The sequence below is a fragment of the Enterococcus sp. DIV0755b genome, from assembly GCF_051713765.1.
In the GTDB taxonomy this organism is placed as follows: Bacteria; Bacillota; Bacilli; order Lactobacillales; family Enterococcaceae; genus Enterococcus_C; species Enterococcus_C canintestini.
The window spans coordinates 1-10,434 of the sequence record NZ_JBIOQN010000002.1; the positions used below are offsets into that span (position 1 = coordinate 1).

Sequence of the window (10,434 nt, forward strand, 5' to 3'; positions counted from 1 at the left end):
GAAAGTGAAGGAATGGGTACAATTGAACGACTTAATTGTTGGGCAAATGTACAAATTGTTGGTACAAGGCTATATCACACCTGATGGCGTGAAATTAGATGGCACTAGTGCTGAAAAAATCTTCAAAGCCGACAAGGAAACCTTAGAATTTTTATTTGAATTTTTGGTTGACGGAAGCAAACTTGAAGGAAAAGGGTTAAGCTTTGCGGAATGGTTAGAAGCTCAAGTTGAACCTGACGAAGAAAAACCAAGTAACGAAATCGAATTTGAAGAAGTGGCGAAACACAACGTTGACTTAACAAGTGAAGAACAAACCGTGAATTTTGTTAAAGTGCCAACACCTGAAAAACCACATGTACCGAATACACCTGAAACACCAAAAGAAGTGAAAACCAGTGCAATGTTACCTAAAACGGGCGAACAAACAACATTGTCAATCGTGATGACAATGTTAGGCGTATTTGTACTTGTTACTCTAGGAGTTATCGTTTACAAGAAACGCAAAGCATAAGAACTAAAAAGAACGCTGACTAATAATAAGTTGGCGTTCTTTTTTTATTCTAGGAAAAGGACGGAAAAATATGGAAGCAACTCTACTAAGACAAGAAAGGTTTGACGTTATGAGAGAAATCGCAATCCAAGAGAAAGACCTTGCTTTGCAATGGCGTGGCGGCAAAGGACAATTATTGTACGTCAAACTGAAAAAAGCCAAAACACTAGAAGCAAGAGTAAACAACATTATTACACCAAAGAATATTCATGAAGTCGATACAATCAAAATTATACGAAATAATCGGACGTTCAATGTCAAAGTAGCTACAGAAAAAACAACCTATCGTCGTTCGTTTAGTGGAAAATATGACGCACCTGTTTTTTACATTGAAACGCCAATTACAAAAGCAGAGTACGAACGTATTTTCAATTCAAAATAAACGAATATAAAGGAGGAAATCGAATGATTATTTTATCAGGAATCTTTCTACTTGTTGTAGGTGGCGTTGGGGGTTACCAGCTTGCCGGTTTTCCTAAGTGGGTAGAAATGCAGCAAAATAGAGCCATTCAAAATCATTTTCATGTGAAAGCCAATGAGTATACGTACTTTGTAGAAGGGATAGAAGACGGCTTTATTTTATCACTACAAGACACCGAGTATCGTATTAAATTTTCGAGCAATAAACCGTTAAAAGTGGTTTATGTTGAAGAACTTGCACCTGTGGAAGGGTGATAAACATGTGGATTGAATTTTCAACGGAGGAACAAAATCGGTCAGTCGTTGATTTACCAATGAAACAACGGCTTCCTTTGGTACAAGGAATTCCGTTATTAGAAGAGACCAGTCGAGAGCTTTTGGCAATCCATCAACAAGTAGTGATTGATTATTGTATTTATAACGAGAAAAACCAAGATTTAGCGACGCTTGAAGCGACATTAACATTGCCTGTAGAGGGTCAAACGATTGTCGAAGCCATTCAAGCACCTGTACGGGATAATGAGGAGGTTGATTCTGAAGACGCAAGAGCATTTCTTGCATTATTTGAAAAAAGTTTACCTAAAGATAAGCGAACACAAAGAACAAAAAGAAGGAAAACAGGAACAAACACCAAACAAAAAACGGCTAGTCAGGAACTGATTGTTCAAGCTCCTTACACAAGGGGAAGAACGAACGTCAAATTTGCGACGTTTCTTAAAGTCATGTTTCTATTTTTTTTACTACTGGGGGGATTTTATCTTGGAAAATCTGTTCAATCAGAACCTAAGATTCCAAGTGAAGTGAGCGAACAATTGAACAACTTGGAAAAACAAGTCCAACAACAAGCCAAAATTGATACATTCAGCCGCTTCTTTTTATCTAATTATTACACAGGAACAAAAGAAGATGACAAAGTACAAGAGAAAATCAAGCGTTTTGTTGACAAAGAAACATTGAAAGAGTTTCGAGGAACAGAAGAAAAAATCAAAAGTATTTTGCCTTGGGAAGTCAAACGTGATGGGTCGACTTGGCAGGTTTCTTACGTGATTAACCTACAAAATAACCAAGAAAAAATAACTATGCAGCAAGTGACATTTTCCATTAAGGAACAAGAGAAACAATACAGAGTAATGACAGTACCCAAAGAAGAATCTTTTGAAATCAATCAATAAACCCAAAATTTTAGGAGGAATTTTCATGAAAAAAATGATTTTAACCAGTTTATTTAGTGCAACCCTTTTATTCGGTTCAGTTGGAACCACAGTATTTGCAGACGAATTAGTCCCTACTGATTCAAGTACGCCACCAATTGAAGTGCCGACAGACCCTAGTACGCCCGTTGACCCGACGGAACCAACAACGCCTGTCGACCCACCTGTTGATCCCGTTGAACCACCTGTCACACCAACAGACCCAACAGAACCAGTGGAACCAACAGAACCAAGTGAACCTGAAAAACCTGTTGAACCAACAGAACCAACAGAACCAACAGAACCAACAACGCCAACAGAGCCGAGCGAACCCGAAAAACCAACGGAACCAAGTAAACCTGTTGAACCTGAAAAGCCAGTCACACCAAGTAAACCAACGGAGCCTGAAAAACCAGCGAAACCTACACAACCTGACAAACCAGTAGATGTCGTTGTGACACCAAACGGAGAAATTAGTCGCGGTGGGAATACTAGTCAACAGCCAACCGTACCCATTGAAACGAGTAATGTCAATGAAATCACCCATGTACCAACACCCAACACACCTATTACAACGTCAAACGGTGAATCAATTGTTGCCGTTCTTGATGGTACACCATTAAAACAAACAGAAGAAGGATTGAAACCCATTCAATCTGATTTTAAAGTGCTGCCTAGTGGAAACGTTGAAGTAAAAGGAAATGATGGGAAATTAAAAGTATTGCCAAAAACAGGGGAAGAAATGAATGTCTTTTTATCTGCCGCAGGCGGTATCTTATCTCTAGTATCTGGTTTTATCTTCTTTAAAAAACGTCAATCAATGAACAATGGATAATTCATAAGGAAGGAGCAGCGAGCCATGGGAAAGAAAAAACTCGTCTTTGGCTGTTTCCTTTTTTTACTCCCTTTTTTCTTGTTAATAGGGAGTGTCTTTTTGACCATATTAATGATTAGTGGGGGGTCAATGAGTAATAACTCAGACTGTATTACACCTAGTATGGACAACCCAGCTGACGGAACCACTATTCCCCAATCAATTGATGAATTTGTAAAAAGTCATAAAGACGCCTACATTCTTTCGTGGAAGGCAGGCGGCTTTTTACCGTCTGCCAGCATTGCGCAAACCATGGTAGAAAATGGCTTTAACTTTACGAATCCTTCGGGAACGTCATTTTGGCAAGCACACAACATGGGCGGAGTAAAAACGTCTAAAATTGATGATTTCCCACTTACTTTGGCAACGTTTGGACGTGATTCTGTTGACATTACAGGAACAAAAGCGGGAACAAATGTCGGTGATAACACAGGCGGTGCTTACACGTGGTTTAAAGATTATAATGCAGGCATTGTCGGCAAAGCGGAATTCATGGCACACCAAAGTCTTTACACAGGTGCTATCAATAATACTGATGGCTTAGGAACGCTCACGGCTATTTATCATGGTGGTTGGGCGACTGACCCAACCTATCTTATGAAACTAACAACAACCTACAACAATTTAGGTAGAAAGTTTCAATGGTTAGACCAAGAAGCGATTCAAAAACACGGGGCTGCACCTTACAAGAAAAAGGACGAAATACCTGGTATTGTTGATAACCTACCTAAGAACAACGGAGAACAAGCAGACGGTCAATCTAGCAACTGTGTTGTGGTTTCTGAACCGTCGGAACAGGTCACGGGAGAAAATTCCGCACCAACATTAGATGTTCCAGCGGAATACAAAGGGAAATTAACTCTGCCACCCCCCGATAATAAAAATTATGCAGGGAACAGTTATCCATTTGGACAATGTACGTGGGGGGCTTTTAATCGAATGGCACAAATTGGACGCCCAATTGAGTGGTTTTCAGGTGACGGTGGGAATGGTGGCTCTTGGGGCGCTTCTGCACGCGCAAAAGGATACACCGTGGTGAAAGGGAAGCCTACTGTTGGTTGGGCTGCTAGTTTCTATGGCGGTTTAGCGGGGTCTACGCCCCCTTATGGACATGTCGCCGTCGTGGAATATGTCAATCCAGACGGTAGTATGTTGGTTAGTGAAACCAATGTCGTAAGTAGTGGTTCTGGGACACGTTCTTGGCGAGTGATTAACAAAGAAACGGTCGCACAAACGGCATTCATTCAAGGAAAAGGAGGATAGTGTCTATGGGCAACTATGATTTTATTAGCAAAATTCTATGTCCCGTATTGCTGGTCATACTTGTTTTAGGTGGCTTTTGGGTGGTGTCTGAAAGGCAAGAACAGGGAAGGGAAATTCAACGGTACCAACAAGAGTTAGCTAAGCAAAAAGAAACGCTTGTTGAGAATGAACAACGCTTAGAAAAATTTTCTAAGCAAACAGAAACCGCACCAAAAGAAACAAACAACGAAGGACTGATTACTGCCACGAGTCAGCTGTTTTCAGCTGTTTTTGACTATCATTCAGACCGTGAAAAAGAAAGCGTCAAAGCAAGAAAGGAACAAGCAAGCGCCTATGCGAACCAACAAGCATTAAATGGGCTTTTTCCAAAAGACGCAGAGACTATTCCCCCTTCGGTCACAACGGTTTCACGTTTAGAAAGAGAGCCAGAAGTCTATGTCATGGCGTCTGAAAAGCAGGAGATTAAAGCGTTAGTCATGGTTGAATATTCCGTAACGATTGCTGGTAGCAACGCGCAAAAAGGCACCTTTATGTATAAAGTATCGTTTGACCCTACAGCCAAACAATTTACTTCTGTTAAGAATTTAGGTGAAATCCATGTCCCTTAGAGGTAGAAGGGGTTATCTTCTTTTAGGAATAAGCACTTGTTTTCTGCTAGGAATTTTTTGGCTTGTGGTTTCTACAATACAGACAAATCAAGCCATTCAGCAACAAGAACTTGACCGAAGGGTTGTAACGATTGCCACAAATGAAGAACGGGCGCTTGTGTTCTACAAAGATGATTGTTCCGATTGTCAAAAGATTTTTCCCGAATTGTACAAGGAAAATTTAGCCCATGATAATCTGCTGTTTATTAATTTAAATCAACCAAAAAATAAAGGGTACATTGCCAAGTATCAGTTAGAAACTGTTCCGACCATTGTAACGCCAAAAGGCAGATACGCAGGGACAGACACGAAGAAGATACAACAATTACTAGAATAATAATCTATACGAAGGAGTGAGTTCTATTGCACGAAGAAATCAATCCGTCAGAACGACGAGAACAACCGAAAGAAACAATCGCAACGACGTATGCGTACCAACGTCCAGCGATTCAAGCAGCGCTTTTTGTTTTGTGGCGGATTCATAACAAAGCGTATCAAGCAGGCGCTCGGTTGTTTTATGAAGAAATTCACCAACACATTCACACGACAAAAGGGGCATACAAAGAAGCCTTAGCTTTTTTAGAAGGGGCAAGCGTCGTGGTGAATGAAGTCGTGGTGGAAAATAAAGTCCCAACGGTACTAATTCAACGCTACGGAATTCTTGAACATGACTGAACGAAAACCCGTATTCAATCCGCAAACAGTGACCAGTAAAAAAAGGTTGCAAAAAAAAGGGCAGTCAAAAAATAAAGGGTTGGCATTGTTTCAACGAAAAAAAAAGCCAGACCCAAGTACACGAACGATACGCTTTGCGCCACGAACCGCACAAAGTGTCGTATCGTTCATGTTTTTTAGCTTCTTTTTGGTGATGTGCGTGGTTGTTTTAATGACCTTTGGTCGAGTAGATACCTTGTCAAGAATTGCTATGAGTAAGCAAGTGAATAAAGAAGAGTTGGTCACAAACGTCAATAATGCCTTAAAGGACACCGAACAATTACGCTATGAGGGCATGAAGTTAGCGGACCGATTATTTACGATTTCTCACAAAGACAATGGGAAAAAGTATTGGGAAGAACAGCTGGCACCTTTTTTGGCAACAGGTTTGAATCCTAATGATTTAGGCTTTAGCACGACAAGTGTTGACCGAATCGCTCGGAACGTTCGTTTTATTAAGATGGACACGATTGACGAAAAAGAAGCCCTGTATCGTTTATATTATGATGTTCGTTTTACAGAAGGTGATACGTGGCAGCAAGTACAGGTGATTCTTCCAGTGAGCTATGAAGGGCAAGAAATGAAACTGATTGACTGCCCCGCATTTACGAATCTTGCGACAACAGAAGAAAAAAACACAAGTATCTACCAAGAAAATCGCTTTATGCCAAAAGGAAAAGACGTTACAGAGGAAGAAAAAGAGAAACTGACAGAATTTGTCCAACGATTTTTTGAATTGTATGTGACCAATGATGAAAAACTCGCGTTAATTGCCAATGTTCAAGGGTTAGGAAAGGCAAAACTAGTGACAGTCGAACCAAAAAAAGTGCTAAAAACAGACAATGGGCATTACTATGTTCAAGGCGTTTACACGTTCGCTTTTGATGAAAGGAACCCATTCACGTCTAATTTTACGTTAGAAATTCAATCCACCAAAGAAAGTTATTATGTAACGAAAATGAATGGAGAGTGACATGATGTTTGATTTAAAACCCATTTGGGATAATTTATCCCAACAAGTGATTATTTTATTGGCGATTGTTGCCTTGTTTTTGATTGTGGTAGGACTTGTGACACAAGGATTCGCCCGCACCATTGCGCTAGTATTAGGCGTATTGGTGTTAATCGCTTTGATTTTAATGTTGTCTGACGCAGAAAAAATAGGAAATTGGATTAAGGATAAGGTGTTTAACCCTAGTGCAGGTGTTATTCTACCACTGAAAGGAAGGATCGATGTATGGAGTACAACTATACAAGAGAATTTAAACAGCCTATCAAGATTTATTCCATAAAGGGCCATGCCATTCCACTGGCCCCGAATGGCGTACGGTTGGAACATCTCGTTGTCGGTGGTGTGTTTCTCTTTCTAACCTTGCTGATTTGGTTATTAGGCTTTATTGCTAAAGTGTCCTTTATCCAATCCCTTTTTACAAATTATTGGTTAATCGTGATTGCAAGCGTGGGCGTCCTTGTTTGGACGCTCTTTTCATTGAAGTGGGACAACAAGAATTTTATTGATTACATTCTAGGACGAGGAAGCTACGTTCTACAGAAAAAAAAGCGGTACGAGCATGAGTTGTTCGTACCGTTTTTCCATGAAAAAGTCACCTACCAAGTCAAAAAGAAATGAGGTGATGGGGTGGCACTAAAAAAGAAGGAACCTCGATTAGCTTTTCCAGTGGAAGCAATGACAGAGAACTTTGTTTTTACAGAAACACAAGAAGTTTGGGTAGGCTACAAAATCGCCCACCAAGTTTTTCCTTTAAATGATTTAGATTTTTTTAAGGAGTACATTGAAGATGGGGAGGGAATCTTTGAACATGACAATTACGAATATCATTTAATGAATATTCCTGAATACTTTGACTTAGAAGACCATGTAGAAGAAACCATTGACAAACTCGTACGAGGAAGTTTTTCAGACCTTGGGGAAACTTATTTTCGACAAGCAGGAGAAATTTTGCAGGACGAAGTACAAATGAACCAGTACAACACGTATTTATTTGTCCGTTTTACTACACCTATTCAAGTAGCCAACCCTTTAGAATACGTTGAATTGTTTAAAGATATGTGTGGACGATTGATTCACCGTTTGACAGGGCAAAAAGTGCCAAGAAGTGTCCTGTTATCAACGTTTCGCAAAGCAGAAAAACAATTGTACAATGACTTAGCGAATTACAAACAAATCGAACGTTTAGATACAAAAACAATGGGGCGTCTTTTTTATTATTTCTTCCACCGTGCAAATACACGCTTACCACAACGTGAATTACTTGTAGAAGAAATGACCGAAGGGGTGATTGAAAATCATAGTGGTTATCTAACCGTCGAACAGTTAGGGAAGACCCATTATCTCTCTTTTCTAACATTAACGGACGTTCCTACGAGTATGTTTGGCAGCGCATTTGTTCAAAATTTACAGGATAGCTTGTCTTCGCCTATTGAAACACATGTACGAGTGACATTTGACCATGAGGATAAAGACCGTCGACACGTGCATAAAATGAGGAAGCGGATTTTTGAACAGGACAAAGACCAAGAAACCGTTGACGGCATTTTAGATGATGATGAGGTCGTATTGTTCGGGGAAGAACGGTTGAGAGACCTTAATGAGCGATTAAAAAGCAAAGAACGTCGCTTGTGTCGCATGACAATTACGTTTGTATTAGCGGCAGAAAGCAAAAAAGAGCTAGAAGAACGAATCAAAGAAGTAGAATTTGTTCTTGATGGTACAGCTTACAAGGTCTATCGCCCACTTGTTGACCAACTAACCCTTTTCAATCAATGCTTAATCGGCAGTGTCAGCAAATTTAAGAGCTATGAACAAGTGGTTACCACAGGATATGTGGCTGATTTTGGACTTGACCTTGAAAAAGAGGTGGGGAATCGCTATGGTATGCCACTTGGTCGAGTGATTACAGCGAAGAAGTTTAAATCCGTTCAACATGCGTTATCGTTATCGAGTAAAATCATTTGGTTTTTCCCGAATTTAACGAAACGAGCCATTGAAGGTGCCCAACATACTAACGGAAACACGTTAATTATCGGTCCGCCGGGTCAGGGAAAATCCGTATTGGTGAAATACATTTTCTTGTGGCTCACTTTTTTAGGGCAAAAAATCCTTTACGTTGACCCCAAAAATGAAACAGAAAAATTTTTCCGAAAAGCATTAGAAAAATTTGGTTATATTCCTGAATTTAAAGCGTTGTTTGAGCGAATTAATTTTATTTCACTATCAAAAGAAGAAAAATATCGAGGAATGCTTGACCCATTATTGTTTTTACCAAGGGAAGAAGCAATCGAAACTGCACGAACCGTTTTAGAAAACTTTGGACAAGTGGACAAAGATAGCCATACGTCAAACGATAAGAAAACGTTGATTTTAGAATCAGTGGAGGCGGTCATGAATGGCAGAGGAAAGAAGCACTTGAGTAAAGTGATTGAGGTCATTCGAGAAAAAGACGAGAAACTGGCTAAATTAATTTCAGGTCACAATGTCGGGTTAGGAAAAATCCTTTTAGGGAACGATTACAGCGAGCCAATTCGCTTTGAAAATCAAATCAATGTATTAGGTACCCAAGGGCTACAAATCCCCACACAGGACGAAATAGCTGCCAATAAGTTAAAAAACGAGCAAATAGCAGGTATGTCCATTATGGAAGTCATAATGAAAATGACCTACATTTTCTCTACGGATAAAGACGAAGACGCAGCGATTATCTTTGATGAAGCCAAAGGATTTGAAGATACTTCCCAAGGACGATTCTTAATTGAAGACAGCTTGCGTAAGGGACGTGCGAACATGACGGATATCTACCTTGTCACTCAAGCGTTTATGGATTATGATAGAGAAGACAAGAAGGAATTGTTATCGTATAAGTTCGCCTTTCGTCCCAATCAAAAAGAAGCACAAGAAAAAGTGTTACACTTCTTTGGTATGGAACCTAATAGCGCCAACGTTCAGCTAATGAATGAACTAAAATCAGGGACGTGTCTTTTCCAAGACCACCGAGGACGGAATCAACCGATTGCCATTGATGTGTTATTTGATAGCTGGCTACTTGCGATTTCTTCTACCAATAAAGAAGACGAAGCGACCCAAGTGGCGCTGGCATTAGAACAAAGTTCCTAGAACTATTTAAAGAAATATGATATACTAGGGGTGCAAAGATGGGTCATTTTGTACACGAAGCCCCTAGAGAGGTCGGATTCTCTAGGGGCTTTTTTGTGGGCTGATGTCGCCTTCAATGGTTTTACTTCTTGTTTCGTTTATTCAGCCAATACTCGAATAAGGCAATGAGTATGCCGACAAGAAGGGGGCAAAGAAAATCTTGGGTCATTTTGTACACCTCCTTCCAGTCGCAAGACTGTCGGATAGGCGACAGCTTATTATACCGTAAAAATAGTTGAAAAAGGAGTGAACGAAGTGAAAAAAATACTTCCTTGGATTATTGGATTTTTAGGTATCTTGATTTTAACTGGTTGTGGAGGAAGCTCTATTAAAGATACATTGACTGCTGATGGTGGAAAATGGAAACTGAAATATAACAGCATGGAAAGTGACCATATGAAATTTTACGAAGATGGAAACATTGAATTTTTCTTAGGAAGTCAGGTTGCCTTAACAGCAACTTACGAAGTTAATGAAAAAGAACAGCAAATTATAATTTCTTTACCTCAAGAAAAGAAAATCTTTAATGAAGTTAAAATTGAAGGTGACAGTATCTCTCTATTATATGGGGAAGATAGATATAAGATGACGAAAGAAGAATAAGA

15 protein-coding genes are annotated in these 10,434 nt (G+C 39.7%); 14 read left to right on the plus strand and 1 reads right to left on the minus strand.

The window, feature by feature from the left end; genetic code table 11:
- From IGI65_RS13650 to IGI65_RS13710, 13 genes are all read left to right on the plus strand, one after another.
- On the plus strand, positions 1-511 hold a 511-nt coding region (locus tag IGI65_RS13650), incomplete at its 5' end, for an LPXTG cell wall anchor domain-containing protein (protein ID WP_438774443.1).
- Positions 512-581: 70 nt separating this feature from the next.
- Positions 582-932, plus strand: coding sequence for a PrgU family protein (locus tag IGI65_RS13655; RefSeq protein ID WP_010746399.1), 351 nt, complete (start codon positions 582-584; stop codon positions 930-932).
- 23 nt (positions 933-955) lie between these two features.
- Positions 956-1,225, plus strand: a complete 270-nt coding sequence (locus IGI65_RS13660) for a hypothetical protein (protein ID WP_067396283.1) — start codon at positions 956-958, stop codon at positions 1,223-1,225.
- Between the two features lie 5 nt (positions 1,226-1,230).
- Positions 1,231-2,142, plus strand: a complete 912-nt coding sequence (locus IGI65_RS13665) for a hypothetical protein (protein ID WP_438774444.1) — start codon at positions 1,231-1,233, stop codon at positions 2,140-2,142.
- A 25-nt stretch (positions 2,143-2,167) separates the two neighbouring features.
- On the plus strand, positions 2,168-2,995 hold the full coding sequence (locus IGI65_RS13670; RefSeq protein ID WP_438774445.1) for an LPXTG cell wall anchor domain-containing protein: 828 nt from the start codon (positions 2,168-2,170) through the stop codon (positions 2,993-2,995).
- Positions 2,996-3,019: 24 nt separating this feature from the next.
- Positions 3,020-4,297 carry a CHAP domain-containing protein gene (locus tag IGI65_RS13675; protein WP_438774249.1) on the plus strand — a complete coding sequence of 426 codons (1,278 nt, stop codon included), beginning with the start codon at positions 3,020-3,022 and terminating at the stop codon, positions 4,295-4,297.
- A 5-nt stretch (positions 4,298-4,302) separates the two neighbouring features.
- Positions 4,303-4,905 carry a hypothetical protein gene (locus IGI65_RS13680; RefSeq protein ID WP_438774248.1) on the plus strand — a complete coding sequence of 201 codons (603 nt, stop codon included), beginning with the start codon at positions 4,303-4,305 and terminating at the stop codon, positions 4,903-4,905.
- A gap of 64 nt (positions 4,906-4,969) precedes the next feature.
- The gene (locus IGI65_RS13685; protein ID WP_082703304.1) at positions 4,970-5,281 is read left to right on the plus strand and encodes a thioredoxin family protein; all 312 of its coding nucleotides are present in this window, start codon (positions 4,970-4,972) and stop codon (positions 5,279-5,281) included.
- 26 nt (positions 5,282-5,307) lie between these two features.
- Complete coding sequence (locus tag IGI65_RS13690) at positions 5,308-5,619, plus strand: hypothetical protein (RefSeq protein WP_067395700.1); 312 nt, start codon at positions 5,308-5,310, stop codon at positions 5,617-5,619.
- Positions 5,612-6,631, plus strand: a complete 1,020-nt coding sequence (locus tag IGI65_RS13695) for a conjugal transfer protein (protein WP_438774247.1) — start codon at positions 5,612-5,614, stop codon at positions 6,629-6,631. The genes IGI65_RS13690 and IGI65_RS13695 overlap by 8 nt, the downstream gene beginning before the upstream one ends.
- 1 nt (position 6,632) lies before the next feature.
- Positions 6,633-6,950, plus strand: coding sequence for a hypothetical protein (locus tag IGI65_RS13700; RefSeq protein WP_245631223.1), 318 nt, complete (start codon positions 6,633-6,635; stop codon positions 6,948-6,950).
- Positions 6,896-7,288 carry a TcpE family conjugal transfer membrane protein gene (locus tag IGI65_RS13705; protein ID WP_033646611.1) on the plus strand — a complete coding sequence of 131 codons (393 nt, stop codon included), beginning with the start codon at positions 6,896-6,898 and terminating at the stop codon, positions 7,286-7,288. Before IGI65_RS13700 ends, IGI65_RS13705 begins: the two co-directional genes overlap by 55 nt.
- Before the next feature lie 9 nt (positions 7,289-7,297).
- Complete coding sequence (locus IGI65_RS13710) at positions 7,298-9,790, plus strand: ATP-binding protein (protein WP_010746387.1); 2,493 nt, start codon at positions 7,298-7,300, stop codon at positions 9,788-9,790.
- Positions 9,791-9,911: 121 nt separating this feature from the next.
- On the opposite strand, the gene IGI65_RS13715 is transcribed toward IGI65_RS13710, so the two are convergent.
- The gene (locus tag IGI65_RS13715; RefSeq protein WP_412257029.1) at positions 9,912-9,998 is read right to left on the minus strand and encodes a type I toxin-antitoxin system Fst family toxin; all 87 of its coding nucleotides are present in this window, start codon (positions 9,996-9,998) and stop codon (positions 9,912-9,914) included.
- An 86-nt stretch (positions 9,999-10,084) separates the two neighbouring features.
- Here IGI65_RS13715 and IGI65_RS13720 point away from each other — a divergent pair, with 86 nt between their 5' ends.
- On the plus strand, positions 10,085-10,432 hold the full coding sequence (locus IGI65_RS13720; RefSeq protein ID WP_010746386.1) for a hypothetical protein: 348 nt from the start codon (positions 10,085-10,087) through the stop codon (positions 10,430-10,432).
- Positions 10,433-10,434 lie beyond the last annotated feature (2 nt).